This is a genomic window from Streptomyces canarius (assembly GCF_014650735.1).
Taxonomy (GTDB): Bacteria; Actinomycetota; Actinomycetes; order Streptomycetales; family Streptomycetaceae; genus Streptomyces; species Streptomyces olivaceoviridis.
In genome coordinates, this window is sequence record NZ_BMVN01000048.1 from 16,142 (window position 1) to 40,815 (window position 24,674).

The following is a 24,674-nucleotide window of genomic DNA, read 5'->3' on the forward strand; positions in this document are numbered from 1 at the left end:
GACTACCGGGACCGGGAGAGCCAGACGGGGCCGGGGAGCACCACTCCCGGCCCCGCCCGTCCACCGGTCGGCGAACGCTCTTGTGTGCTACCTCTTGCCGGCCTTCCGGGTGGCCCGCAGCCACTCCTTGTTCATGCCGGTGATCGAGACCAGCGGGATCCCCTTGGGACAGGCGGTCGCGCACTCACCGGTCAGCGTGCAGCCGCCGAACCCCTCCGCGTCCATCTGCGCCACCATGTCCAGCACCCGCGTCTCCCGCTCGGGCGCGCCCTGGGGCAGTACGTTCAGATGGTTGACTTTGGCGGAGGTGAACAGCATCGCCGCCCCGTTGGGACACGCGGCGACGCAGGCCCCGCACCCGATGCACTCGGCGTGCTCGAACGCGAAGTCGGCGTCGGCCTTCGGCACCGGCGTGGCGTGGGCCTCGGGCGCGGAGCCGGTCGGCGCGGTGATGTAGCCGCCGGCCTGGATGATCCGGTCGAACGCCGACCGGTCCACGACCAGGTCCTTGATCACCGGGAACGCGGACGCCCGCCACGGCTCGATGTCGATCGTGTCGCCGTCCCGGAAGGACCGCATGTGCAGCTGGCAGGTGGTGGTGCGCTCCGGTCCGTGCGCGTCGCCGTTGATGACGAGCGAGCACGCGCCGCAGATGCCCTCGCGGCAGTCGTGGTCGAAGGCGACCGGCTCCTCCCCGGAGAGGATGAGCTGTTCGTTGAGGACGTCCAGCATCTCCAGGAAGGACATGTCGGGCGAGATGTCGTCCACCTCGTAGGTGGACATCGCTCCTTCGGCGTCGGCGTTCTTCTGCCGCCAGACGCGCAGGGTGAGCTTCATGCGTAGCTCCGCTGGGTGGGATGGACGTACTCGAAGACCAGGTCTTCCTTGTGCAGGACGGGGGCCTCGCCGGTGCCGGTGAACTCCCAGGCGGCGGCGTACGAGAACTCCTCGTCCTTGCGGGCGGCCTCGCCGTCCGGGGTCTGGGACTCCTCGCGGAAGTGGCCGCCGCAGGACTCGGTGCGGTGCAGCGCGTCGAGGCACATCAGCTCGGCGAGCTCCAGGTAGTCGACGATCCGGTTGGCCTTCTCCAGCGACTGGTTGAACTCCTCGCCGGTGCCGGGCACCTTGATCCGGCGCCAGAACTCCTCGCGGATCTGCGGGATGCGCTCCAGCGCCTTGCGCAGCCCCGTGTCGGAGCGGGCCATGCCGCAGAACTCCCACATCAGCTCGCCGAGTTCGCGGTGGAAGGAGTCCGGGGTGCGGTCACCGTCCACGGCCAGCAGCAGGTTGATCCGGTCCTCGGTCTCGGCCAGCACCTCCTGGACGACGGGGTGGCCTTCGGTGACCGGTTCCTGGTGCGGGTTGCGGGCCAGGTAGTCGTTGATGGTGGCCGGCAGCACGAAGTAGCCGTCGGCCAGGCCCTGCATCAGCGCCGAGGCGCCGAGCCGGTTCGCGCCGTGGTCGGAGAAGTTGGCCTCGCCGATCGCGAACAGGCCGGGGATCGTGGTCTGGAGGTCGTAGTCGACCCACAGGCCGCCCATCGTGTAGTGCACGGCCGGGTAGATCCGCATCGGCACCTCGTACGGATCCTCGTCGGTGATCCGCTGGTACATGTCGAAGAGGTTGCCGTACTTGGCCTCGACGGCCTCGCGCCCCATCCGCCGGATGGCATCCGCGAAGTCGAGGTACACACCCTGCCCGCCGGGGCCCACTCCCCTGCCCTCGTCGCAGACGTTCTTCGCGGCGCGGGAGGCGATGTCCCGGGGCACGAGGTTGCCGAAGGAGGGGTAGATGCGCTCCAGGTAGTAGTCGCGCTCGTCCTCGGGGATCTCGTTCGGCGGCCGGGTGTCGCCCTGGGCCTTGGGCACCCAGATCCGGCCGTCGTTGCGCAGCGACTCGCTCATCAGCGTCAGCTTGGACTGGTGGTCGCCGGTGCGCGGGATGCAGGTCGGGTGGATCTGGGTGAAGCAGGGGTTGGCGAAGTACGCGCCGCGCCGGTGCGCCCGCCAGACGGCGGTCGCGTTGGAGTTCATGGCGTTGGTCGACAGGTAGAAGACGTTGCCGTAGCCGCCGGAGGCGAGGACGACGGCGTCCGCGAAGTACGTGTCGATCCTGCCGGTGATGAGATCGCGCGCCACGATCCCGCGTGCCCGTCCGTCGACGACGATCAGGTCGAGCATCTCGGTGCGCGGGTGCATCTCCACGTTCCCGGCCGCGATCTGCCGGGACAGCGCCTGGTAGGCGCCCAGCAGCAGCTGCTGGCCCGTCTGGCCGCGGGCGTAGAAGGTCCGCGAGACCTGGACACCGCCGAAGGAGCGGGTGTCGAGCAGGCCGCCGTACTCACGGGCGAACGGCACGCCCTGGGCCACGCACTGGTCGATGATCTCGACGGAGATCTGCGCGAGCCGGTGCACATTGGACTCCCGGGCCCGGAAGTCGCCGCCCTTGACGGTGTCGTAGAAGAGCCGGTGGATGGAGTCGCCGTCGTTGCGGTAGTTCTTCGCCGCGTTGATACCGCCCTGCGCGGCGATGGAGTGGGCGCGGCGCGGGGAGTCCTGGTAGCAGAACTGGACGACGTGGTAACCCTGTTCGGCCAGCGTGGCGCCGGCAGAGCCGCCGGCCAGGCCGGTGCCGACGACGATGATCGTGTGCTTGCGGCGGTTGGCGGGGTTGACCAGCTTCGCCTCGAAGCGGCGCTTGTCCCAGCGTTCGCGGACGGGCCCGGCGGGGGCCTTGGTGTCGGTGACCGGCGCGCCGGTCGCGTAGTCGGCGTAGGTAGTCATGTCAGCTCACCACTCCGGTCATGACGCCCACGGGTACGGCGATGAAGCCGGCCGTGAGCAGCAGCGCGAGGACGTTCGCGAGGGTCTTCAGGGCGCGGTCGCGGGTGCGGCTGCCGACGCCGAGGGTCTGGGCGGCGCTCCAGAAGCCGTGCTGGATGTGCAGGCCGAGCGCGAGCATCGCGACGATGTAGATCACGTTGCCGTACCAGGTGGAGAAGGTGTCCACGACGTTCTGGTACGGGTGGCCCTCCTGGAAGCCGCCGGAGTGCACGGTGCCGGTGGTCAGGTCGAGGAGGTGCCAGACGATGAACAGGCCGAGGATGACACCGCCCCAGCGCATGGTGCGGGTCGCGTAGCCGGCCCGCGGCTTCTTGTGCACGTACTTGCTGGGCCGTGCCTTGATGTCGCGCCGGCTGAGCTGGTAGGCGGACGTGGCGTGGGCCACCACGGCGACCACGAGGACGATCCGGATGAGCCAGAGCGTCCACTCGTAGTGCATGAAGGGCTCGCCCACGGTGCGCAGCCAGTGTGCGTAGTGGTTGAACTCGCCCGCGCCGAAGTAGATCTTCAGATTGCCGATCATGTGCGCGACCAGGTACAGCAGCATGATCACGCCGCTGACGGCCATCACCGTCTTCTTGCCGACGGAGGAGTCCCACATCGTGCGCGCCATGGACGTCCGTCGGTCCGTCCGCGTTGCCAGAGCCATGGAACAGCACGCTAGGGGCGAAGGACCCGATCGGTCCAAGACATGGTCCAGCTCGTTTCCATAGGCCGGGGCTATCCTGGAGGTGTGCAGTTCCAGCAGCTCCAGTACTTCGTGGCCGTCGCCGAGACCCGGCACTTCACCCGGGCCGCCGAGCTGGTCCACGTCGCCCAGCCCTCGCTGTCCCAGCAGATCAAGGCACTGGAGCGGGAACTGGGCGCGGACCTCTTCCTGCGCGCCCGGGGCAACATCACGCTCACCGACGCGGGCGAGGCGCTGCTGCCGCTGGCCCGGCGCATCCTGGCCGACGCCGACACCGCCCGGCACGAGGTGCAGGAACTGGTGCAGCTGCGGCGGGGACGGGTCCGGCTGGGGGCGACGCCGAGCCTGTGCACGGGACTGCTGCCGGACGTGCTGCGGGCCTTCCACGACCGGTATCCCGGTATCCAGCTCCTGATCGAGGAGGGCGGCTCCCACGACCTGGTACGGGGACTGGCGCGCGGCGCGCTGGATCTCGCGCTGATCGTGCTGCCGCTGCCGACGCCGGCGCCCGCGCTGACGACCGTCGAGCTGCTGCGCGAGGACCTGGTGGTGGTGTCCTCGCCGGAGGCGCCGGAACCCGGCCGGGGCGGACGGGCCGTGGAGATCGCCGACCTGGAGGGGGAACGGCTGGTGATGTTCCGGCACGGGTACGACCTGCGGGAACTGACCGTCGCCGCGTGCCGCTCCGCCGGGTTCGAGCCGGACTTCGCGGTGGAGGGCGGTGAGATGGACGCGGTGCTGGGATTCGTCCGGGCGGGGCTCGGCGTGGCCGTCGTCCCCCGGATGGTGGCCGCCCGGGCGGGCCGGGGCCTGCGGGTCACCCCGCTGGCCCGCCCCGGCCTGCACCGCACCATCGCACTCGCCCACCGCAGCGATGTGGCTCCGCCGCGAGCGGCCCGGGAACTGCAACGGATGCTGCTGGAGCGGTAGGCGGTACGGGCGGAGTCTGCTGGTGGCCGGCGCGGCGCCGCTGGGAGTCAGCGGTGCCGGCGGAACCGTGGGCGGTGCCCGTGGAACATTGGCCACGCCGGTCGAGCCACAGGCCGCGCCTGGCGGGACCGCCGGCACTGCCGCCGGAACCGTCAGCGGCGCCTGGCGGAGCCCCAGGCGGTGCCGGCGGAGCCGTGGGAGGTGGCCGTCAGGTCAGTACGGTCGGCTTGAGTACCTCCTCGCACCACCGGCGGAAGGACGTGGGCGCGGTCTCGGGCGTGGTGGGCGCCGCGCTGCCGTAGAAGCCCTGCTCGGCGGTCGCGGCCGCGAGGTCGGCCACGGCCTGGGCCCAGTTCTCGCTCGCGCCGTGCTTCAGCATCGACGCCTGGTACTCCGCCCCGCTGATCCGCCGGAAGCGGACCGGCCGGTCCAGCACCTCGGAGACGACGTGTGCCATGCCCTCGGGCGTCAGCGTGTCGGGGCCGACCATCGGGACGTCCTCCTGGCCGGTCCAGGAACCGTCGAGCAGCAGCCGTGCCGCTGTGGCGCCGATGTCACGGGTGGTGCAGGTGCGCAGCACCCGGTCGCCGTACGTCGCCATGGCGATCACACCGCTGTCCCGGATCGCCGCGGCCTGGTGGAGCAGGTTCTCCATGAGGTACGGCGGGCACAGCGCCCGGTGGTGGACACCGGTGGCCCGGATCTCGTCGTCCATGGCCAGTGAGGCCGAGATCTGCCCGGCGTTCCGGGCGACACCGCGGCCCAGGGTGGAGACGCCGACGACCCGCTCGACGCCCCCGGCGCGGATCGCGTCGACCAGGGGCCGGGTGAAGGCGTCGAAGTGGCCGTCGACGCTGTCGGCGGTGGGCGTCGGCGGCACCAGCCAGAACACCCGGTCGACGCCCGCGCACGCCTTGGCGGTGACGTCGGGGTCGGCGTGCGAGCCGGTGACGGCCTCGACGCGGGCCCGTACGCGCGGGGACAGGCGCTCGGGATCGCGCACGATCACGCGGACTTCTCCCGCCGCGTCCCCGGCGTCGAGGAGGGAGTCGAGGACCCGGCTGCCGATCTGGCCGGTCGGGGTGGTGACAAGGATCATGGAAGGCTCCTGGAAGCACGGGAGGGGGGCGTGATCGAGCCTGCCGTCCGGCGCCCGGCAACTGAAGGACCGCTTCGCTCCGGGTTGTTACCCTCAGGGCAATACCGAGTTCGGGGGTACTGCCGAGCCGAAGGCACTGACCAAGGGAGGGCGAAGCCGTGGAGTCCCGCCCGCTGCGCTACTTCGTCGCCGTCGCCGAGGAACTCAACTTCGCGCGCGCGGCCGATCGGCTGGGCATCTCCGCCCCGCCGCTGTCCCGGGCGATCCGCCGCCTGGAGGCGGAGCTCGGGGTCACCCTCTTCGAACGGACCACCCACAGCGTGGCCCTGACCCGTGCGGGCGAAGTGCTCCTCGCACAGGCGCGGTTCGCGCTGGACGCCCTGGACGCCGCCGGGCGGCGGGCCCGGCGCGCGGCGGACCCGGACCGGAAGCTGGTCCTGGCGGTCAAGGCCGACGGCGACGCGGGACTGCTGGAGCCGGTCCTGGAGCGCTACGCCACCGACCCGGCCGCCGTCCCGGTGACGGTCCGGCTGTGCGGCTGGCTGGAACAGCCGCGGCTGCTGCGGCGCGGCGAGGCAGACGCCGCGCTGGTCCACGAGCCCTTCGACCGCACCGGCCTGGACAGCGAGACCCTGGTCGCCGAGCCGCGTGTCGCGGTGCTCGGCGCGGCCCACCCGCTCGCCGCCCGCGACCACGTCCTCCTCGCCGACCTCGGGCTGCGCCCCGGGGATGTGCACCGGTTCCTGGAGGACATGCGGCACGAGGGCCACGATCTGGCCCAGTTGCTCACCCGTGTCGCCCTGGGCGAGCTGGTCGCGCTGCTGCCGGCGTCCGTCGCCGACCGCTATCCGCGTCCGGGCGCCGTCTACCGGCCCGTCCCGGACGCGCCGCCCTCGCTGCTGGCGGTCGCCTGGCCGCAGCAGTCCCGTTCCACGGCCACCGCGGCACTCGTCCGGGCGGCCGCCGCCGTCGCCGCGGCCGTCCGGGAGGGGGACGGCGGCGCGGCTCCGGCCGGTCAGCCCGTCGCGTCCACCAGGGCCAGGTCGTGGAGTCTCTCCGGCGGGCCCGGGCGGGCGTAGTACCAGCCCTGGGCCGTGTCGCAGCCCAGTATCCGCAACTGCTCGGCCTGGGCGCCGGTCTCCACGCCCTCGACCGTGACCGCCAGGTCGAGGCTGTGGGCGAGCGAGACGATGCCCTCCACGATCTTCAGGTCGACGGGGTCGGCGGGGAACTGCTGCATGCCCTGGGTGAAGGAGCGGTCCAGCTTGAGGATGCTCACCGGCAGGCGGCGCAGGTTGGCGAGGTTGGAGTAGCCGGTGCCGAAGTCGTCCAGGGCGATGTCGACGCCCATCTCCGCGAGCCGGCGCAGGGGCTTGAGCAGGTCGTCGTCGGCGCCGATGAGCGCGGACTCGGTGACCTCCAGGCACAGGGCGTCCGGGGTGACGCCCGTCCGTTCGAGGATGTCGACCGTGTCCTGCACCAGGCCGGGGTGGCTGAGCTGGCACGGGGACAGGTTGACGTTGATCCGCAGCGGGCCGGCCGCCTTCTGCCCGCCGTGGAGTTCCCGCCAGGCGCGGGCCTGGCGGATCGACTCCTCCAGGACCCAGCGGCCGAGCGGCACGATCAGGCCGGTGTGCTCGGCGAGCGGGATGAAGCGGTCGGGGCCGAGGACGCCGTGCTGCGGGTGCAGCCAGCGCACCAGGGCCTCGGCGCCGCGCACGCTGCCGTCGCCGAGGTGGACCAGGGGCTGGTACTCGATGAAGAACTCGCCGCGCTCCAGCGCGGTCGGCAGGGCCGTGGTCAGACCGTGCCGGGTGATGGCGCGGGCGTCAGCCTCGGGGTCGGCGAGTTCGGAGCGGTTGCCGCCCGCCGACTTGGCCCGGTACATGGTGATGTCGGCGCTGCGCAGCACCTCGGCCGCGGTGCGCTCCCCGGCCGGGCCCTCCACGATGCCGAGGCTGCCGCGCACCATGAGGTCACGGCCGTCGATGCTGATCGGGGTGACCAGCGCGTTCATGATGCGCTCGGCGAGTTCGTCCACCTTCCGTTCGGTGCCGGGGCCGGTGGTCAGGGCCACGAACTCGTCGCCGCCGAGCCGGGCGACCATCTCGCCGGGCGCGGTCGCGCAGGACTGGAGCCGGTCGGCGACCTCCACCAGCAGCCGGTCGCCGGCCGCGTGGCCGAGGCTGTCGTTGACGGTCTTGAAGCCGTCCAGGTCCAGGTAGCACAACCCGAAGCGCTGGCCCTCGCCCGCGCCGAGGGCCTTCTCCAGCCGCTCGAAGAACAGGGAGCGGTTGGGCAGGCCGGTGAGGGCGTCGTGCGTGGCCTCGTAGCGCAGCCGGAGGTTGAGCAGCCGGCGCTCGGTGGTGTCCTCCATGAGGGCGAGCTGGTACTGCGGGTCACCGTCGGCGTCGCGCAGCAGGGACACCGTCAGGTTGGTCCACAGGACCGTCCCGTCGGGGCGGTTGAAGGCCTTCTCGACGTGGTAGTGCTCGCGGTCGCCGTGCACGAGTTCGTCGTACAGCCGCCAGGTCTGCGGGGCGTCCTCGGGGTGGACCCAGTCCTGCACGCGCCGGCCGCGCAGGGTCTGCTCGGAGAGGCCGAACATGCGCAGCAGCGCCTTGTTGACCTGGAGGACGTTGCCGTCGAGGTCGGCGATGCCGATTCCTATCGCGGCGCCCTCGAAGACCGCGCGGAAGCGGGCCTCGCTCGCGTGCAGCGCCTGGGCCACCACGCCCTGGGCCCGCAACGCGGCCTGGGCGATGGCCTCCTGCTCGGCGAGGGTGCGCTCGCGCAGCGCCTGGGCGTAGCCGGCGGCCATGGCGTGCTGCAACCGGGAGGAACGGATGCGCAGTTCGTCCTGGGGGCCGTCCTCGCCGCAGTACAGGACCAGGTAGGCGTCGACGCAGTCGAGGGTGCGGGCCAGTGCCTCGGGGTCGGTGCAGTGCGCCCCGACCAGGGCGGCGCCGACGGCCTTCGCCGCGTCCGCGTCGAAGCTGCGGGCCCGCAGCAGTTCGCTCAGCCGCCGGGCGAGCGGCAGCAGTTGTTCCTCGAACTCGGTGCGGGTCAGTGACGTGGAGGTCACCGGGAAGAGCGCCCGGCTCCAGATCGTCGTCAGCCGGCGCAGTCTGCCCTCCGGCCCGTCCGGCTCCGCGCTCACGCCGTACGCCCCACGCCGGCGAATCCGGAGAAGGCGTACGGATCCTCGTCCTCCGGCGCCGAGTCCGGGCGCCAGCGCGGCATCAGCACCAGTCCGGGTTCCACCATGTCGTACCCCTCGAAGAACCGCGCGATCTCGTCGCGCGAGCGCATGATCAGCGGGTTGCGAATGTCCTTGTACACGTCCACCGCACCCCGGGCCCGCTCGGCGGGCAGCGGGATTCCCTCGTACGAGGCATGGGTGAGGATCAGCAGGCTGCCGGGCGCGAGCGCCTCGCGCAGCTCGGCCACCGCACCGTACGGGTCGTCCGCGTCTTCCACGAAGTGCAGTATGGCAACGAGGAGGAGCGCCACTGGCCGATTCAGGTCGATCAGGCGGTGCAATGGGGGGCTGGAGAGAATCTCCTGGGGCTTGCGCAGGTCCGCCGCGACCACGTCGATGTCGTCGTCGCCCGCCAGGACCGCCTGGCTGTGCGCGACGACCACCGGGTCGTGGTCGACGTAGACCACGCGTGCGCCCGGCACGGCCGCCTGCGCCACCTCGTGGACGTTTCCGAAGGTGGGGATGCCGGAGCCGATGTCGAGGAACTGGGTGATGCCCTCCCCCGCCGCGAACCGCACGGCCCGGCGCATGAACGCCCGGTTGGCCTGCATGATCTTCGGCAGGCCCGGCATGAACTCCATCGCCTTGCGGGCCGCTTCCCGGTCGACCTCGAAGTTGTGCGAACCGCCCAGGTAGTAGTCGTAGATCCGCGAGACGCTGGGCACCGAGATGTCGATGCTCCGTGGGGCCCAGGCGGGACGCTCCATGTATCTCTCCAAGGCGTGGACGGGTGCAGGCGATCCGGTGTTCGAGCTGAGGCTACTGATCGCCCGCCAATGGAGCGACCCCAACCGGAAATTGACCGTCCGTTCCCGGTCACTGCCTGCGGCAAGTGCCCGTATGACCCCGCTGTGTGACGGCTGTACGGGCGGCTCGCGCGCTCACCGCACACAACGATCCGCCCCCTCCGTGCGGTGCGGAGGGGGCGGATCTTCGGCCGCGCGCCGGGCGGGCGGGGCGATCGACCTGGGGAGGTGATCAGTCGCCCGGCGCGCCGACCGGCTTTCCGTCGGGCGAGACGGCGTACCACGTGCCGCCCACGCCCTGACCGTTGGTGTCGCCCGGGGCCTTGTCCCCGGAGAAGGTGTAGATCGGCCAGCAGTTGACGGTCATCTGCTTCACCCCGTCGGGGCGGGTGAAGGGCATCAGGCCCTTCTTCTTGACGCCCTCGGTGTCGTCGGCGTTGACCGGGCCGACCGCCGGCCACTTCTCCAGGCAGGCGCCGGTGCAGTGGGAGACGGACTTCGGCCAGGCCTGGTCCTTCATGAAGCGGTAGACCGTCATGCCGTTCTTGTCGACGACGATGTCACCCAGCTTGGCGTCCTTGCGGACGGACAGGCCGGGCAGATCGGACAGCTTGGCCTTCTTGCCGGTGGGGGCGAGCGCGAACCACTTGCCGCCCACGCCCTGGCCGTTGACGTCACCGGCGTTGACGTCCTTGGCGTAACGGTAGGCCGGCCAGCCGCCGATGGTGAGCTGCTTGGCGCCGTCGGCACGGGTGACCTCGCCGAGCAGCGCCTTGTCGATGCCGGCGCCGGCGGTGGCGTCGTCGGCGGGGACCGGCGGCCAGGTGGTGGCGCAGTCGCCGTCGCAGGCGGACCTGGGCGGGTTGGCGGTGTCCTTGTCGAACCGGTAGAGGGTGAGGCCCAGGCCGTCGGTGAGCACATTGCCCAATTGGGGGTTACTGGCCACGGCGAGCTTGCCCGCGGGGATGGCCGGGGCCGGGGAGCCGGAACTCTGGTTGCCGTCGGCGCCGTATCCGTTGCCGGCGCCCGACGCGGTGCCGCTGCCCGGGTTGCCGTAGTCGCCGGCCGCGGCCGTGGCCCCGACGTTCTGGGCCGCCGACGCGGGAGTGGTGGCATTGTCCTGACCGCACGCCGTCGTGAGCGCCAGCACCGAAGCGGCTGTCGCCACCAGTGAGGCGGTCCGCCAGGAGGTCTTCATCGTCAACTCCCCATTATCGCCTGGATATTGCAGCGCCCTGATGTGCCGCCGCACGGCCATGGGTACGCACCGGAGGGGCCCGGGTGTTCAACGGCGGCCGGAAATTCTTTCCGGCCGCCGTGCGGCGCCGGGGCCGGGGCGGGAGCGCCAGGGGGGCGGATCGGGCGATAGTGGACTCTTCCGTTCGTCAAACCTCTGATCACCCCATCTCCCTCTTTCGGAGCAATCTCGGCCCACTGCGGGGTACGGCGGCCTTCCGCGCCTCATGATCTCGGTCGTGCCTGGACCCGAAGTGACCCGATGCGCGCCCGCCACACGGGTGCTGGCCCTGTTGGCGCTGACCTGGGCCCTGGTGGGCTGGCCGGCCGGCAGCGCGTCGGCCGACGCCTGCGCGTACGCCTCCACGGGCCCGGACGGCACGGTGGCGGTGGCCCATGCCGGCGGCCATCACTGGCCCGACCCGCCCTGGCCCGACCCGCCCTGTCCCAAGCCGCCCCCGCCACCGTGTCCGCCGACACCGACGCCCACTCCCACGCCCACTCCGACACCGACCCCGCCGCCGAAGCCGCCGCCTCCGCCCGAGCCGACGCCGACTCCGACGCCGAAACCGCCACCCCGACCGACGCCGGAACCGCCGCCGAGACCGGCCCCCACGCCGCGACCGCCCGCCCGGCCCGCTCCGGCGCTCCCGCCTCCCCCGGCACCCCGGCCGACCCCCACCCCCACGCCGCCGGCACCGCCGAGACCCACGCCGAAGCCGACGCCCAAGCCCACCCCACGGCCCTCCGTGACCCCGGTGAGCTACCCGGAGTACCACCCCCACGCCATCAGCCGCCCCACGCGCGGTCACACCTCGCCGGTCACCTACGTCCTGCTCATCACCGTCCCCGCGATCGTCGCCGTGGCGGCGCTGCGCCCGCGCTGACGCGCCGGCCATCTCACTCCCTGGAGGCACCAGTTGTCGGATTGGCTTGTTCTCGTCCTCGCGATGCTGGCGGCCTGCGCCGTGGTGGTCGTCATCACGCTGCTACGGCACCGGGCAGCCCCCGAGGACGAGGATCCCAACGAGACCCCGGACGTCATCGAGTACATGACGATGTGGATCGGCGTCATCTACGCCATCGTCCTGGGCCTGGCCATCGCGGGCGTGTGGGAGGCGCGCAACGCCGCCCAGGACCACGTGCAGACCGAGGCCCAGGCGCTGCACGAGATCTCGGAGCGGGTCCGGGTCTACCCGCCGGACGTCCGGGACGGGATCCGTGCGGACGTCGACGCCTACGTCGGCTACGTCGTCCACACCGAGTGGCGGAGGATGGCGGACGACGAGCGGGTCACGGACCGCGGCACCGAACTGCTGCACAAGGTCCGGGAGGCCGTCACCGACTACCGGCCGAAGAACGACTTCGAGGCGCAGGCCTACCAGCCGCTGCTGGACCAGATGGCCACCGCCGACCAGGCGCGCAACGCGCGCGCCGACTCCACCGGGGCCACCATGCCGCCGGTCGTGTGGTGGGGGCTGCTCACCGGCGCGCTGATCACCGTCGGCATGGTGTTCGCGCTCCAGATCCGGCGCACCGGGCGCGAACTGGTCCTGGCCGGGCTGTTCTCCGCGACCATCGCCTTCATGCTGTTCCTCATCTGGGACTTCGACGCGCCCTACAGCCGGGGCATCGCGGTGACGGCGGAACCGTTCCAGAGCCTGTTCCCGGGCATCACCGGCTGATCCCGGCCATCCCGGCGAAGCGGCGTCCGCCGCCGGACCGGGACGGCAGCCACGGCAGGCCTTCGCCCCCGCTTCCGCGAGGAACCGGGGCGAAGGCCTGCCGACGTGCGTGTGCTCGGGGACGGGGACGGATCCGGTGGCCTCGGCGGCGCACCGGGGACTCAGGCGCGCTTCTCGTGCCGGCGGCGCAGCCAGAAGGCACCGCTGCCGAGCACGGCCGCGCCCACCAGGCCGCCGCCGATGGCCATGTCGGTGGGTGTCGCGCCGCTGATCCTGCTGCCACCGAAGCCGCCGTTGACGCCGCCGACGACGCTGAAGGCCCCGCGGCGGGTCAGGGTGCGGCCGTCGCAGCGGACGGTGACGTTGAACCGGCCGCGGCCGGCGTCGCGGTCCACGATGGCGAAACCCCGTGCGGTGTCGTCGTGGAACTGTTCCAGGTCGATGGTGCCGAAGGCGTCAGAGCTCGCCGTACCGCGCCGGCAGCCGTTCACGATGATGGTGAGGCGGCCTCCGGCCGAGACGATGTCGGGCGTGACGAAGATGTCGCGCGAGTTGGCGAAGTCGTCGCCGCGCCCGAACCCTTCTCCGCCGAAGTCGTTCCCGCGGCCGAAGTCGTCTCCGTGGCCGTTGCCTTCATCGCCACGGTGGTTGTCCTCGCCCCTACGGCCGTTGCCTTCGTTCCCTCGGTGGTTGCCCTCATCCCCTCGGCGGTTGCCCTCATCTCCACGGCCGTTGCCTTCGTCCCTTCGGCCGTTGCCGTTCCCGTTGAAGTTCCCGTTCCCGTGGTTGTTCCCGTTGAAGTTCCCGTTCCCGTGGTTGTTCCCGTTCCCGTTGAAGTTGCCGTTGCCGTGGTTGTTCCCGTTCCCGTTGAAGTTGCCGTTGCCGTTGAAGTGGCCGTTCCCGTTGAAGTTCCCGTTTCCGTTGAAGTTCCCGTTCCCGGGGAAGACGCCGTTCCCGGGGAAGACGCCGTTCCCGCTGAAGGTGCCGATGTTGCCGGTACCGGGCACGACGACCGTGGCGTTGTTGTCGGTGCTGCTCGGTCCGCCCCCGTTGCCCATGCCGTCCGCGACGGCGTCAGGGGCGGCGAGCCCGAGCACGGCGACCGCGGTGCACGCCGCCGCCAGGGCGCGTTGGTTGCGCATGTGATCCTCCGCGGGAGGCACCCCGGGTCCCGTCCCCGGTGGATCGGCGAGAAAACACCTCCCGGGTAGACCCTCAGACGCGCAGAACACGCCCGCATGTCGAGAATGGTCCGTCCTGGTGAGCCGACACGCCGACGGACAACCACACAATCGGATATTGCCGCAGGTCACGGACCGTCAGAAATTTCCTGGAAACGGCAACTCGGATGGCGCACCGGCCGGGTGCGAGGCCACCCGTTCGCCGTTCGACCCGCCGCACGCCGCACGCGCGGGACTTAGCGTTTTCCCATGCGCGAGGGACGTGGCGAGGCCCGCGTCGAGAGGGGTGACGAATGTCTGCGTCCGAGCTGGCCCAGCTTGCCGAAGAGGAGGAGCGGCGGAGGAAGCGCGCCCCCTGGGGCGTGATAGCGCTTGTTCTGCTGACCGGCCTGGCGCTCATTCGCAACGGTTCGGGAGAGTTCGACGTCGGCCCGCCGCAGCCCGCCACCGCGGCGGCCCCGGACAACCGCGCCACCCTGGGCACCTTCCCGGCGGCGCCCGCCTCCCTGCCGTTCTCCCCCGTGCAGCGGGTCCGGATCCCGGCGATCCGGGTGGACGCGCCCGTCGTACAGGTCGGGCTGGACGCGGACGGCTGGGTCGCCGCCCCGCCGCCGGAGAACCCGGGCCTGGCCGGCTGGTTCACCGGCGCCGTGTCCCCGGGGGAGAAGGGCACCGCGGTCGTCGTCGGACACGTCGACAACAAGCAGGGCCCCGCCGTGTTCTACGGCCTCGGGGCGCTGAAGAAGGGGGACCAGGTCGAGGTCCTGCGCCAGGACGGGAAGACCGCCGTCTTCGAGATCTACGGGGTCGAGGTCTTCGAGAAGAACAACTTCCCTGGCGACCGGGTGTACGGCTCGAAGGGGGCACCGGAACTGCGGGTCATCACCTGCGGCGGCGGTTTCTCCAAGCAGAACGGCTACGACGGGAACGTCGTGGTCTTCGCCCGTCTGGCCACGGTCGTGTGAATCACCGTGGCCAGGCGGGCGCAGGAGGAGCCGGTACGGCCGGAAGGCGTCACACGCGCCGGCGCGGCACGGTGAGGCGGTATCCGGAGTCGATCAGATAGGGAAGCCACTCGCGGATCGCGCGGACGGTCTGCGAACGGTCGCCCCCGGCGTCGTGGGAGAGCACCACGACACCGGGGGCGGCGCCGCCCTCGACCCGGTCGATGATGGTGCGGGTGCCGGGCTCCATCCAGTCGGTGGTGTCCACGGTCCAGGCCATCGGTTCCATGCCCATCTCCGCGCCCAGTTGGAACGCGGCGCGGTTCCAGGCGCCGTAGGGAGCGCGGAACCACTGCGGGCGCTCGCCGTAGGCGTCCTCGATGGCGTCGCTGGTGCTCTCCATCTCGGAGCGGATCTCACGGCGGTTCAGCTCGGTCAGCAGCGGGTGCGTCCAGGTGTGGTTGCCGACCACGTGGCCCTCGTCGGCCATCCGGGCCAGCAGTTCCTTGTTCTGCACGACGCACTCGCCGCAGACGAAGAACATCGCCCGTACGTCGTGCTTGGCGAGGGTGTCCAGGATGTGCGGGGTGTACGCCGGGTTGGGCCCGTCGTCGAAGGTCAGCACCATGTGCCGACCGCTCGTGGACACCCGCATGATGGGTTCCTTCCGCACCTTCAGCCTGCGGGGCGCGGCGCGTGGCGGTCCGTCTCCGGTGAGCGGCTGGAGCCGGAAGGCGGAGGGCTTGAGCGCCTGGCGGGCCTGTGGGCCGGCGACGGGGGCGGCGGCGGTCCCGGCGGTCTCCTCGCCGCCTTGCGCCAGGACGACTCCGGCGGTGCCCGCGGCTCCCAGGGCGGCGACGCCGGCGAGGAGCATCCGGCGCCGGGTGAACAACTGATCCTTCTGCATGACCCATCAGTCGCCCCACCGGAGTCCGGCGCACCACAACGGCACCGGTGCGGCGGCGGTAATGCACCCGGACAGCGCAGTGGGCGTCGGACGTCTCAGCGGCGGCGCACGAGCGGGAAGGGCAGCGTCTCACGGATCGTCAGACCGGTGAGGAGCATGACGACCCGGTCGACGCCGAGGCCGAGGCCGCCGGTCGGGGGCATGGCGTAGGCGAGGGCCTGGAGGAAGTCCTCGTCCAGTTCCATGGCCTCCGGGTCGCCGGCGGCGGCCAGCAGCGACTGCGCGGTGAGCCTGCGGCGCTGCTCGACGGGGTCGGTCAGCTCGGAGTAGGCGGTGCCGAGTTCGGTGCCGAAGGCGACGAGGTCCCAGCGTTCGGCGAGCCGCGGATCGGTGCGGTGCCGCCGGGTCAGCGGGGAGACGTCGGCCGGGAAGTCCTTGTAGAAGGTGGGCGGTCCGGTCCGGTGCTCGACCAGCCGCTCGTACATCTCCAGCACGACGTCACCGGGCCCGTCGTACGCGGTGTACGGCACCCCGGTACGGTCGCACAGCCGGTGCAGCCGCAGCAGCTCGGTGCCGGGGCCGATCTCCTCCCCGAGCACCTCGGAGAGCGCCCCGTGCACCGTCTTGACGGGCCAGGTCCCGGAGAGGTCGTGCTCCCCGCCGTCCCTGCGGGCGACCGGGGAGCCGAAGGCGGCGGTCGCGGCGCCCTGGATCAGCTCGCGGGCGAGGTCGAGCATGACGTCGTAGTCGGCGTGCGCCTGGTAGGCCTCCAGCATCGTGAACTCGGGGTTGTGCTTGTGGGAGACGCCCTCGTTGCGGAAGGTGCGGCCCAGTTCGAAGACCTTCTCCAGGCCGCCGACGCACAGCCGCTTCAGGTAGAGCTCGGGGGCGATGCGCAGGTACAGGTCGAGGTCGTAGGCGTTGATGTGGGTGGTGAAGGGACGGGCGTGGGCTCCGCCGTGGACCTGCTGGAGCACCGGGGTCTCGACCTCCAGGTAGCCGCGGTCCAGCAGCCCCTGGCGCAGGGCCTGGACGGCGGCGGAGCGGGTGCGCAGGAGGGCACGGGCGTCGGGGCTGGTGATCAGGTCCAGGTGGCGGCGGCGGACCTTGGCCTCGGGGTCGGTCAGGCCGCGCCGCTTGTCGGGCAGGGGGTGCAGGCACTTGCCGGTGAGCTGCCAGAAGGTGACGAAGACGGTGGGTTCACCGCTGTCGCTGGGGGCGGCGTGGCCGGTGACGGTGATGTGGTCGCCGATGTCGGTGTCGCGGGTGAAGCGGTCGAGTGCCGGGCCGGAGCCGTCGCGGGTGAGGGCGATCTGGTGGTCGCCGGACCAGTCGCGCAGTACGGCGAAGACGATGCCGCCGAGGTCGCGGACCAGCATGACGCGTCCGGCCACGGTGACGTCCGCGCCGGGGATGACGTCGGCGAGGGCGTGGGTCGGGGCGGGCACGCCCACGGGATAGGGGTCGGTGCCGGTGGCCCGCAGCCGGTCGAGGGTGCGGTACCGGACACGGACCTGGTCGGACGGGCCCGCGTCCGGTGCGGCGGGCCCGGCCCCGTCCCCTCCGGCGGGGCCGGACACCGGCGCGGACGACGGGCCCGCCGTGGTGGCGGGCCGCCGTCCGCTGTCCGGGTGCCCCTTTCCCCAGAGTTTGCGCAGCGAGGGGACGGAGACGAAGCCTTCGGCGATGGCGGAGGCGAGGCCGATGCGGGCGAGGGAGGCGGTGTCGCCGTAGCAGATGAAGCGCGGGTACCACTCGGGGAGGTACTTGGCGTTGGACCGGTACAGGGCTTCCAGCTGCCACCAGCGGGAGAGGAGCAGCAGCAGCCGGCGCCACAGCCGCAGGACCGGTCCGGCACCGATGCGGGCGCCCTCCTCGAAGGCCGAGCGGAAGACGGCGAAGTTCAGGGAGACGCGGCGCACGCCCAGTTTCGGCGCCGCGGCGCACAGTTCGGCGACCATGAACTCCATGACCCCGTTGGGTGCCGCGCGGTCACGGCGCATCAGGTCCAGGGAGACGCCGTCGCGGCCCCAGGGCACGAAGGAGAGCAGCGCGAGCAGCCGGCCGTCCTCGCCGAGGGCCTCCACGAGCAGGCAGTCGCCGTCGGCGGGGTCGCCGAGCCGGTCCAGGGCCATCGAGAAGCCGCGTTCGGTCTCGGTGTCCCGCCAGGCGTCGGCCTTGCGGACGATCTCCTCCATCTCGCGTTCGCCGAGGTGCGCGTGGCGGCGGATGCGGCAGACGGCTCCGGTGCGGCGGACCCGGTGCACGGCCTGCCGGGTGACGCGCATCCCGCGGCCGGCCAGGTCGAATTCCGGGACGTGCAGGATCGCCTCGTCGCCGAGTTGGAGGGCGCCGAGGCCGGCGCGGGCACAGGCGCGGGCGCCGGCCTCGGAGGCGCCCATGACGGCGGGCGCCCAGGCGTGCCGGCGGGCCAGGTCCAGCCAGGCGTCGATGGCGCGCGGCCAGGCCTCCGGGTCGCCGACGGGGTCCCCGGAGGCCAGGCACACCCCGGCCTCGACGCGGTAGGTGACGGCCGCCTTGCCGCTGGGCGAGAAGACGACGGCCTTGTCGCGCCGGGTGGCGAAGTAGCCGAGGGAGTCCCGGTGGCCGTACGCCGCGAGCAGGGCGCGGATGCGGGCCTCCTCGTCGCCGTGCAGGGCGGCTTCCAGGCGCTGGGAGCGGAACAGCGTGGCCGCCGCGTTCAGCAGGGCGAGGGCGCCGAACAGGCCGAGCACGAAGGTCACCTGGCGCGGTGGGCGGCCGTCGAAGGCGCTGCCCGGGACCAGCCCGCCGCACACCCGGTCGGCGGCCCAGGCCAGGTGCTGGCCGGCCGGGAGCGTGCCGGGGAAGAGCAGCACCAGGCCCCAGCCGAGGAGTATCGCCACGGCGAGCCCGGCCAGCAGCACGGCGAGGGCCCGCCATACGGCTCCGCGGCGGGAGACGGCGTAGAACTGCCCGCGCGCGAGCACGAGCAGGAGTAGCAGCAGGGCGCACAGCACGAGGGACGGCAGTGACTCGGCGTACAGGCCGACGGCGGTGCCGAGCGCGTCGGTGAGGACGAGCAGGCCGAGATACACGACGACCAGCCACCAGGCGATCTTCTTGCGGGCGGCGGTGGCGCCGGCCAGCAGGAACAGGAAGACGGCGTAGGCGAGGTTGTCGCTGATGGGGACCAGGAGCAGGTCGAGGGTGTGGACGAACGGGCGGAGCGGGTGGCGCAGCGGGCTGATGATCGCGAGCAGGGCGCACAGCAGGCCGAGGGCGGCGAAGAGGGTCGCGAAGGCCTGCGGGACCCAGCCGAGGCGTCCGCCGGCGGGCGGGCGTGTCGGCGCCGTGGCGGCCCTCCCCGCTGCGGGTTCCGCGGTGGCGGTCATGGTTCCGACTCTAGGAAGGGCCGCCGTGCCGCGCCCGTCGAGCGGCCCCCGTGAACAGGCGTTCACCAGGAACGGTCGATTCCGATAGCCTCGTGGTGTGACGGAACAGCATCACGAGCAGCACTCTCACGCCCACCGGTTCGAACGGGGCACGGACGGGCCGAAGGTCATCATGGTCGGCGTGGACGGCTCCGACTCCTCGATGCGCGCCGCCTCGTACGCGGCGGGTCTGGCCCGGCGCCAGCGCGCGCTGCTGGCGGTGGTGTACGTGCAGCCGGTGCTCGCGGCCGGGGCGGCGCTCGGGGCGCCGGTGGCGGAGACCACCGACGAGATCGCCGAGGATCTGGTCGCGCAGATCCGGGACGCGGCCGAGCGGCTCAAGGGGACGTTCGAGGTGCGCTGGGAGTTCCACACCTTCCGCGGCGACCCCTACAACGGGCTGGTGAAGGCGGCGGACGAGCTGAAGGCGGACGCGGTCGTGGTGGGCGCCTCGGAACAGGCCGGCCACCGGATCATCGGCTCGGTGGCGGTCCGCCTGGTGAAGACGGGCCGCTGGCCGGTCACGGTCGTGCCGTAGGGCGGCGCGGAAGGGGACGCTCCTGCGGAGGTGAGCGTGGCGCACGGACCGCCGAGGGGTGCGGGCAGGCCGCACCGGGCGCCCCCGCCTCCCGGCCCGGCCCGGTGTCCCCTGACCGGCACGGGTGAGGACCGCCGCGTGCCTCGATCCGACCCCGGCGACCGGGTGGCGCCCGTACCGTCGCCGGCCGCCGGCTCGTCGTCCTCGCCGGCGAGCAGACCCGGCGCGTCCCTCTCCCCGGCCGGGTCCGGGCACCGCGTGGGCCGTGCGTGGCGCCTTCCCTGGGACTCCTCGCTGAGCCATCATGATCCGCCGTCAGCCGTTTGCCGCAGGCGAAGAGGTGAGGCCCATGGACAGGCTCCGAGCGGGTGAGGGGATTCTCCGCCGCAAACCCATCGAGCACATCGAGGAGACGGAGGTCGGCGAGGGCACCCGGCTGGACAGGTCGCTGGGACTCTGGCAGCTCACCGCGATCGGTGTGGGCGGCATCATCGGCGCGGGCATCTTCACGCTGGCCGGAACGGTGGCGAACGGCACGGCCGGGCCCGCGGTGCTGGTGTCGTTCCTGATCGCCGGTGCCGCGAGCGCGTGCGCGGCGCTGTCGTACGCCGAGTTCGCGGGGCTGATCCCGAAGGCGGGGTCGGCCTACACCTACGGTTACGCGGTGCTCGGCGAGTTCGCGGGCTGGTTCATCGGCTGGGACCTGCTGCTGGAGTACACCGCGATCGTGGCCGTGGTGGCCATCGGCATCTCCGGCTACTTCAGCTTCCTGGTCGAGCAGATGGGCGCCGGCCTGCCGCGGTGGATGCTGGGCGCGCCCGGCACCGGGGCCGGGCACCGGGTCGACCTGTTCGCGGCCCTGCTCTGCCTGCTGATCGCCTGGCTGCTGAACCAGGGCATCCGCAGCGCGGCCCGTTTCGAGACGTTCGTGGTCGCGCTGAAGGTGCTGGTGGTGCTGCTGGTGATCGGGGTGGGCGTCTTCCACATCAACACGCGCAACTACCACCCGTTCTTCCCGTTCGGCATCAGCGGGGCGTTCACCGGCGCCGCGACGGTGTTCTTCGCCGTGTTCGGCTACGACGCGATGTCGACGGCGGCCGAGGAGTCGAAGGACGCCCAGCGGCACATGCCGAAGGCGATCATCTACTCGCTGGTGATCTCCATGGTGCTGTACGTGGCGGCCTGTCTGGTGCTGACGGGCATGCAGAACTACAAGGACATCGACAAGGAGAGCGGCTTCTCCACGGCGTTCAAGTCGGTGGGGCTGGACGCGCTGGCCGACGTGATCGCGGTCGGGGCGATCATCGGCATCCTCACGGTCATGTTCACGTTCATGCTGGGCGTGACCCGGGTGTGGTTCTCGATGTCCCGGGACGGACTGCTGCCCCGGTGGTTCGCGAAGACGCACCCGACGCGGCACGTGCCGACCCGGGTGACCTGGATCGTGGGGCTGGCCTCGGCCGTCATCGCCGGGTTCGTACCGATCGGCGAGGCGGCCGAGCTGACCAACATCGGCATCCTGCTGGCGTTCGTGGTGGTGTGCACCGCGGTGATCGTGCTGCGCTACCGGCAGCCGGAGCTTCGGCGCACCTTCCGGACGCCGGGGATGCCCGTCGTGCCCGCGCTGGGGGTCGTCTTCTCGATCTGGCTGATCACGTTCCTCCAGTGGCAGACCTGGGTGCGGTTCGCGGTGTGGTTCGTGATCGGCTGCGGTATCTACTTCGGCTACTCCTACCGCCGCTCGGTGCTGGCGGAGCGGCCGGCCCCGTAGTCACTCGGCCATGACCAGGCCGTCCTGCCCGGCGCCCCGGCTGAGCACCACGTCCTTGATCCGGTCCCGCACGCCCTCCAGCTCCGCGCCCTCGGCGATGGCCTTGTTGAGGTCGACGACCCGGCCGGCGTCGAGGTCGTACAGCTGCGGGACGAACTCGGCCTTGGTGACCCGCCAGGGCTCTCCCGGCCGGGCGGGCGGGGCGAAGGTGAAGCGGCCGAGGGTGGACTCGTTGCCGCGCGGGTCCTGGGCGCCCTCGCCGTTGTACATCTCGCCGGCGATCTGGTCGCCCATCCCGTAGACCACCCAGGTGCCGTTGACCTTCTCGTACGCCTGCGGGACGTGGGCGTGGGTGCCGAGGATCAGGTCGATGTCCGGGCGGCCGGCCGTGGCCGAGGAGGTGAGCCGCTGGGCGAGGGTGAGCTGCTGCCGGTCGGGCTCGTCCTGCCATTCGGTGCCCCAGTGCACGGAGAGCACGACGACGTCCGCGCCGGCCCGGCGGGCCGCGCGGGCGTCGGCGATCATCCGGTCGGCGTCGATCAGGTCGACGGCCCAGGGCTGTCCGGGCGGCAGCGCGTTGCCGTTGGTGCCGAAGGTGTACGACAGGTGGGCGACCTTGGCCGAGCCCGTCCGCAGGAGCGTGAGCGAGCGGGCCTCGGCCTCGGTGCGGGCGGTCCCGGCGTGCCGGAGGCCGGCCCGGTCCATGGCGTCGAGGGTGCGCCGGATGCCGGTGGCGCCGTCGTCCAGGGCGTGGTTGGAGGCGGTGGAGCAGCCGTCGTAGCCGGTGGCGGCGAGGGCCTGGGCGATCTGCGGCGGGGACTTGAAGTCGGGGTAGCCGGCGTAGTCGCCGTCGGCGCCGTAGACGGTCTCCATGTGACACAGCGCCAGATCGGCGCCGGCGACGACCGGTTTGACGCCGGCGAGCATCGGGCGGAAGTCGTGGCCGCTGCCGCCGGCGTCGAAGGAGGCGCGCTCGATGACGGAGGTGTGCGGCAGCACGTCTCCGGAGGCGACGAGGGTGAAGCCGTCCGCGGCGGCGGGCGCGGAACGTCCCTCCGCGCCGGACTCCCGGTTCTGGTTCTGGCAGGCGGCTCCGGCCGCGAGGACGGCGGTCAGGACCAGGGCCACCTGCTGTCTGCGTCCGATCATCAACTCACCCCAAGATTGTCGTATATACAGACGAAGCCGTCACGGGCATATGGGTATGAATCTGACGAGTCGGATAAACAGCCCGGGAGTCGTCCTTAGCCCGTCCGGGGCCCTGGCGTACCGCTCGTCCGGGTCCTGACGCACGGCTCGCCGGGGCCCCGGCGTACCGCTCGTCCGACCGTTCATCGACGCGTTCGACCGTCCGTCGCACAACCGGGTCCGCCCCCTGTCCGCCGGCCGCGCCCTGCGCTGCCATACGGCCATGACGGCCGGAACCTCACTCACCCCCGGGACGACGACCGCCGAGCACGAGCTGGCCGCGCTCCAGCGCGAGCACGGCGGACCCCTGTTCGCCCTGCTGTTCAGGCTCTGCGACGGAGACCGGCAGCGCGCCGAGGACCTCGTCCAGGAGACCCTGGTGCGCGCCTGGCAGCATCCGGAGGCACTGCACGCCGACGGCTACGACTCCGTACGGCCCTGGCTGCTCACCGTGGCCCGGCGGCTCGCGATCGACGCCCGGCGGGCCCGGCAGGCGCGACCGCCCGAGATCGGCGACGAGGTCCCCGAGAACGCGCGGGTGACCGCGGACCACGCCGAACGGGCCGCCGCGATGCTCGACGTCCGGGAGGCTGTGAAGACACTCACGCCGGAACACCGTGACGTGCTGGTACTCGTGTATTTCCGCGGGGCCAGTGTGGCGGAAGCGGCGCAGACCCTGGGGATTCCACCCGGTACCGTGAAATCCCGCGCGTACTACGCGTTGCGCGCCCTGCGCCGGGGCCTTCCGGGTTACGCGACCGACCTGCGGTGAAACCGGGAGCCGGGTCAAACCTCGGTAAAGCGCCTTGCTGCGGCCCCCGTTCGGGCATGGGCTGTCCTCATCCGCGTTCTCGCGGGCACCGGGGCCGCGGTCCCGACGGGGCTCGGGCGACGCGCACGCACCGGAGGAAGGCAGGAAGGGATGCTGCACAGAGGGCACGAGAGCACGGACGGCGCCGACGGCGGTGAACTGGTCGTTCCGATGGCCTGGTTGTACGCCGAGTACATCGCCGACGAGCTGCTGCGCACCGGCGATCTGATGCCACCGACGTCCTTCGAGTTCCGGGCCGGCCGGGACGCGCTGGCGCTGACCGTCTTCCTGTCCGACACCGACGGGGAGCTGTCCGGCATCCGGGTGATCTCCCAGCTGGAGAACTGGCTGTCGCTGACCGCCTACGACCAGCCGTGGCAGGACTGGGTGCGCGAGCGCCTGGCCGAGCTGACCGAGCGGGCGGCCGGCTCCGGGGCGCCCGGCCCCGACCTGGCCCTGGCGGCGGACGCCTGGCGCTGGCTGGAGGAGACCGAACTGCTCGCGCCGGACCTGGACGCCGTGCCCGGCGGCGGGACGGTGTCCGGGGAGGACGACGGGCCGAAGGTGTGGACCCCGGCCTGGCGGCTCGGGCTGCCCCTCGGGCACCTCGCGATCCACCTCTTCTGAACCTTCCGGAATTCACACCAATCCGCGGGCCGGACCGCTCCGAATCCCTCGTCCGCGATTCTGCGCGTGGCTTGAGTGATTCGGCGGTCGGCTGCGTACGGGTGGGAGCAAGGAGTAACCCTCCCCCACCCTTCGGCACGAGGATTCGGCATGAGGTCCCTGGAAAGGCATCGCGACGTCGGCGCGTACGCGCTCGGCGTGCTGGACGAGGCGGAGGCCTTCCGCTTCGAGGACCACCTCATGGAGTGCCCTCGGTGCGCGGCGCAGGTGACCGGATTCGGGGCCACGACCCGGCAGTTGATGCTGTACCGCCGGGCCACGCCGCGCTTCGTGCACCCCATGGCACAGCCCGGTCCCCGGCTGCTGGACCGGCTGCTCCGCGAACCGGCCCGCCTGCGGCGGACGCGGCGCCGCCGGGCGCTGTACGGCCTGGCCGCCTCCGTGGTGCTGGCCGTGGCCGGTCCCGGGATCGTGGCGTTCGCCGGCCACACGGACCCGGCCGCACAGGTCGCCGCGGCGACCGACCCGGACACCGGGGTGTGGGCGCGGGTCACCTCGGCGGAGGAGGACTTCGGCAGCGATCTGCGGCTGGAGGTCAAGGACGGCTCCGGAGCGCACACCTGCCGGCTGGTCGCGGTCGGCCGCGACGGCACGGAACAGGTCGTCGCCGGCTGGACCAACACGGGCGACGGCACCCGGCCCACCACCGCGATGGGCGCCACCGCGATGCGTCCGGAGCAGATCGCCCGGTTCGAGATCCGCACGACGGACGGGAAACGGCTGGTCACGGTGCGGGCACGGTGAC

At 72.1% G+C, this 24,674-nt stretch carries 21 protein-coding genes; 10 read left to right on the plus strand and 11 right to left on the minus strand.

The window, feature by feature from the left end; translation table 11 throughout:
* Positions 1-87: 87 nt before the first annotated feature.
* Genes IE294_RS38660 through IE294_RS38670 form a run of 3 tightly spaced genes read right to left on the minus strand, consistent with a single transcriptional unit; the run spans position 88 to position 3,456 of the window.
* Positions 88-837, minus strand: a complete 750-nt coding sequence (locus tag IE294_RS38660) for a succinate dehydrogenase/fumarate reductase iron-sulfur subunit (protein ID WP_189894047.1) — start codon at positions 835-837, stop codon at positions 88-90.
* On the minus strand, positions 834-2,783 hold the full coding sequence (locus IE294_RS38665; protein WP_189894049.1) for a fumarate reductase/succinate dehydrogenase flavoprotein subunit: 1,950 nt from the start codon (positions 2,781-2,783) through the stop codon (positions 834-836). The genes IE294_RS38660 and IE294_RS38665 overlap by 4 nt, the downstream gene beginning before the upstream one ends.
* A 1-nt stretch (position 2,784) precedes the next feature.
* Positions 2,785-3,456 carry a succinate dehydrogenase gene (locus IE294_RS38670; protein ID WP_189894093.1) on the minus strand — a complete coding sequence of 224 codons (672 nt, stop codon included), beginning with the start codon at positions 3,454-3,456 and terminating at the stop codon, positions 2,785-2,787.
* Positions 3,457-3,576: 120 nt separating this feature from the next.
* Between IE294_RS38670 and IE294_RS38675 the strand changes: the two genes are divergently transcribed.
* Positions 3,577-4,461 carry a LysR family transcriptional regulator gene (locus tag IE294_RS38675; protein ID WP_189894051.1) on the plus strand — a complete coding sequence of 295 codons (885 nt, stop codon included), beginning with the start codon at positions 3,577-3,579 and terminating at the stop codon, positions 4,459-4,461.
* A 208-nt stretch (positions 4,462-4,669) separates the two neighbouring features.
* On the opposite strand, the gene IE294_RS38680 is transcribed toward IE294_RS38675, so the two are convergent.
* A complete protein-coding gene (locus IE294_RS38680; RefSeq protein WP_189894053.1) occupies positions 4,670-5,560 on the minus strand; it encodes an NAD(P)H-binding protein in 891 nt (296 codons plus the stop codon).
* Between the two features lie 158 nt (positions 5,561-5,718).
* Here IE294_RS38680 and IE294_RS38685 point away from each other — a divergent pair, with 158 nt between their 5' ends.
* Positions 5,719-6,639, plus strand: a complete 921-nt coding sequence (locus tag IE294_RS38685) for a LysR family transcriptional regulator (protein WP_189894055.1) — start codon at positions 5,719-5,721, stop codon at positions 6,637-6,639.
* On the opposite strand, the gene IE294_RS38690 is transcribed toward IE294_RS38685, so the two are convergent.
* The 3 genes from IE294_RS38690 to IE294_RS38700 all read right to left on the minus strand — a co-directional run bounded on the left by IE294_RS38690 (position 6,576) and on the right by IE294_RS38700 (position 10,766).
* Positions 6,576-8,720 carry a putative bifunctional diguanylate cyclase/phosphodiesterase gene (locus IE294_RS38690; RefSeq protein WP_189894057.1) on the minus strand — a complete coding sequence of 715 codons (2,145 nt, stop codon included), beginning with the start codon at positions 8,718-8,720 and terminating at the stop codon, positions 6,576-6,578. The genes IE294_RS38685 and IE294_RS38690 overlap by 64 nt on opposite strands.
* Positions 8,717-9,529, minus strand: a complete 813-nt coding sequence (locus IE294_RS38695; protein ID WP_189894059.1) for an SAM-dependent methyltransferase — start codon at positions 9,527-9,529, stop codon at positions 8,717-8,719. The genes IE294_RS38690 and IE294_RS38695 overlap by 4 nt, the downstream gene beginning before the upstream one ends.
* A 271-nt stretch (positions 9,530-9,800) precedes the next feature.
* A complete protein-coding gene (locus IE294_RS38700) occupies positions 9,801-10,766 on the minus strand; it encodes an SCO0930 family lipoprotein (protein ID WP_189894094.1) in 966 nt (321 codons plus the stop codon).
* Positions 10,767-11,562: 796 nt separating this feature from the next.
* Between IE294_RS38700 and IE294_RS49165 the strand changes: the two genes are divergently transcribed.
* Positions 11,563-11,691, plus strand: coding sequence for a hypothetical protein (locus tag IE294_RS49165; RefSeq protein WP_258055832.1), 129 nt, complete (start codon positions 11,563-11,565; stop codon positions 11,689-11,691).
* A 33-nt stretch (positions 11,692-11,724) separates the two neighbouring features.
* On the plus strand, positions 11,725-12,489 hold the full coding sequence (locus IE294_RS38705) for a bestrophin-like domain (RefSeq protein WP_189894061.1): 765 nt from the start codon (positions 11,725-11,727) through the stop codon (positions 12,487-12,489).
* Between the two features lie 161 nt (positions 12,490-12,650).
* Here the strand turns inward: IE294_RS38705 and IE294_RS38710 are convergent, their stop codons facing one another.
* Complete coding sequence (locus IE294_RS38710; protein ID WP_189894063.1) at positions 12,651-13,631, minus strand: hypothetical protein; 981 nt, start codon at positions 13,629-13,631, stop codon at positions 12,651-12,653.
* Positions 13,632-13,963: 332 nt separating this feature from the next.
* On the opposite strand from IE294_RS38710, the gene IE294_RS38715 reads away from it, so the two are divergent.
* Positions 13,964-14,635, plus strand: coding sequence for a class F sortase (locus IE294_RS38715; protein ID WP_189894065.1), 672 nt, complete (start codon positions 13,964-13,966; stop codon positions 14,633-14,635).
* Between the two features lie 49 nt (positions 14,636-14,684).
* On the opposite strand, the gene IE294_RS38720 is transcribed toward IE294_RS38715, so the two are convergent.
* Both IE294_RS38720 and lysX read right to left on the minus strand, forming a co-directional pair.
* Entirely contained in the window at positions 14,685-15,521 is an 837-nt protein-coding gene (locus IE294_RS38720; protein ID WP_189894067.1) for a polysaccharide deacetylase family protein, read from the minus strand.
* Between the two features lie 95 nt (positions 15,522-15,616).
* Positions 15,617-18,895: a bifunctional lysylphosphatidylglycerol synthetase/lysine--tRNA ligase LysX gene (gene lysX, locus IE294_RS38725; protein ID WP_189894069.1), complete on the minus strand. Its 3,279-nt coding sequence runs from the start codon at positions 18,893-18,895 to the stop codon at positions 15,617-15,619.
* 172 nt (positions 18,896-19,067) lie between these two features.
* Here lysX and IE294_RS38730 point away from each other — a divergent pair, with 172 nt between their 5' ends.
* On the plus strand, positions 19,068-19,472 hold the full coding sequence (locus IE294_RS38730) for a universal stress protein (protein ID WP_189894095.1): 405 nt from the start codon (positions 19,068-19,070) through the stop codon (positions 19,470-19,472).
* Between the two features lie 349 nt (positions 19,473-19,821).
* Entirely contained in the window at positions 19,822-21,243 is a 1,422-nt protein-coding gene (locus tag IE294_RS38735) for an amino acid permease (RefSeq protein ID WP_189894071.1), read from the plus strand.
* On the opposite strand, the gene IE294_RS38740 is transcribed toward IE294_RS38735, so the two are convergent.
* Positions 21,244-22,392, minus strand: a complete 1,149-nt coding sequence (locus tag IE294_RS38740) for a CapA family protein (RefSeq protein WP_189894073.1) — start codon at positions 22,390-22,392, stop codon at positions 21,244-21,246.
* Between the two features lie 262 nt (positions 22,393-22,654).
* Between IE294_RS38740 and IE294_RS38745 the strand changes: the two genes are divergently transcribed.
* The 3 genes from IE294_RS38745 (at position 22,655) to IE294_RS38755 (ending at position 24,673) form a co-directional block, all read left to right on the plus strand.
* Positions 22,655-23,203, plus strand: coding sequence for a sigma-70 family RNA polymerase sigma factor (locus IE294_RS38745; protein WP_103813702.1), 549 nt, complete (start codon positions 22,655-22,657; stop codon positions 23,201-23,203).
* A 150-nt stretch (positions 23,204-23,353) separates the two neighbouring features.
* Positions 23,354-23,869: a hypothetical protein gene (locus IE294_RS38750; RefSeq protein ID WP_189894075.1), complete on the plus strand. Its 516-nt coding sequence runs from the start codon at positions 23,354-23,356 to the stop codon at positions 23,867-23,869.
* A gap of 150 nt (positions 23,870-24,019) precedes the next feature.
* Positions 24,020-24,673, plus strand: a complete 654-nt coding sequence (locus tag IE294_RS38755) for a zf-HC2 domain-containing protein (protein WP_189894077.1) — start codon at positions 24,020-24,022, stop codon at positions 24,671-24,673.
* Position 24,674 lies beyond the last annotated feature (1 nt).